General features: G+C 51.6%; 2 protein-coding genes. Both read right to left on the reverse strand.

What is annotated here, in order from left to right; all coding sequences use genetic code 11:
- The coding region (locus RDN66_RS16310; protein WP_048338991.1) for a GTP-binding protein at positions 1–329 on the reverse strand (329 nt) is incomplete at its 3' end.
- 69 nt (positions 330–398) lie between these two features.
- The coding region (fusA, locus tag RDN66_RS16315) for an elongation factor G (RefSeq protein WP_308538024.1) at positions 399–1801 on the reverse strand (1403 nt) is incomplete at its 5' end.

Here is a 1801-nt window from a genome sequence, read left to right on the forward strand (position 1 = left end):
TCAGTCGCAGCAACAACCAGGATCGCGCCGTCCATCTGCGCAGCACCGGTGATCATGTTTTTAACATAGTCGGCGTGGCCCGGGCAGTCTACGTGCGCGTAGTGGCGAGTCGGGGTGTCATATTCAACGTGAGAGGTGTTGATGGTGATACCACGAGCTTTTTCTTCCGGCGCGTTATCGATCTGGTCGAATGCGCGAGCGGAACCACCGTAGGTTTTAGCCAGAACGGTAGTGATGGCAGCAGTCAGGGTAGTTTTACCATGGTCAACGTGGCCGATAGTACCAACGTTGACGTGCGGTTTTGTACGTTCAAATTTTTCTTTAGACACGGCTATATTCCTTACTATAGTGCTCTCCCCTTCGGAGAGAGCACGGGACTTAGGTTTTAATCCTGTGGATTACTTACCACGGGCTTCAATAACGGCCTGAGCAACGTTGTTAGGCGCATCATCATACTTCAGGAATTCCATGGTGTATGATGCACGACCTTTGGTCAGAGAACGCAGCTGAGTTGCATATCCGAACATTTCAGACAGCGGAACTTCAGCGTGGATCTTAACGCCAGTTACTTCGGATTCCTGACCACGCAGCATACCGCGACGACGGCTCAAGTCACCGATAACGTCACCGGTGTTCTCTTCAGGAGTTTCTACTTCAACCTTCATGATTGGCTCAAGCAGAACTGGTTTTGCTTTCTTAAAGCCTTCTTTAAAGGCAATAGACGCAGCCAGTTTAAACGCCAGTTCAGAGGAGTCAACGTCGTGGTAAGAACCGAAGTGCAGACGAACACCCATGTCAACAACCGGATAGCCAGCCAGAGGGCCCGCTTTCAGCTGTTCCTGGATGCCTTTATCAACGGCTGGGATGTATTCGCCAGGAATTACACCACCTTTGATGTCGTTGATGAACTCGTAACCTTTCGGGTTAGAGCCCGGCTCCAGTGGGTACATGTCGATCACAACGTGACCGTACTGACCGCGACCACCAGACTGCTTAGCGTGTTTACCTTCAATGTCGGTAACTTTCGCGCGAATCGCTTCGCGGTAAGCAACCTGAGGTTTACCCACGTTCGCTTCAACGTTGAATTCACGCTTCATACGGTCAACGATGATGTCCAGGTGCAGTTCACCCATACCAGCGATGATGGTCTGGTTAGATTCTTCATCAGTCCATACGCGGAATGATGGGTCTTCTTTCGCCAGACGGCCCAGAGCCAGACCCATTTTTTCCTGGTCAGCTTTGGTTTTTGGTTCAACTGCGATGGAGATTACCGGCTCTGGGAATTCCATACGCTCCAGAATGATCGGGTGATCCGGGTCACACAGGGTGTCACCAGTGGTCACGTCTTTCAGACCGATAGCTGCAGCGATGTCGCCCGCACGAACTTCTTTGATCTCTTCACGTTTGTTAGCGTGCATCTGTACGATACGGCCAAAACGCTCACGCGCCGCTTTCACGGAGTTCAGGATGGTGTCACCGGAGTTAACCACACCAGAGTAAACGCGGAAGAAGGTCAGGTTACCCACGAATGGGTCGGTAGCAATTTTGAACGCCAGTGCAGAGAATGGCTCTTCGTCGCTTGCGTGACGCTCAGCCGGGGTATCTTTACCGTCGTCCAGGATGCCGTTGATCGCAGGAACGTCAACTGGGGATGGCAGGTAGTCAACTACCGCATCCAGCATCGCCTGAACACCTTTGTTCTTGAACGCAGAACCACAGGTTACCAGGATGATTTCGTTGTTCAGAACGCGCTGACGCAGAGCTTTTTTGATCTCTTCTTCAGTCAGTTCTTCACCACCCA

Source organism: uncultured Kluyvera sp., from assembly GCF_902485085.1.
In the GTDB taxonomy this organism is placed as follows: Bacteria; Pseudomonadota; Gammaproteobacteria; order Enterobacterales; family Enterobacteriaceae; genus Kluyvera; species Kluyvera ascorbata.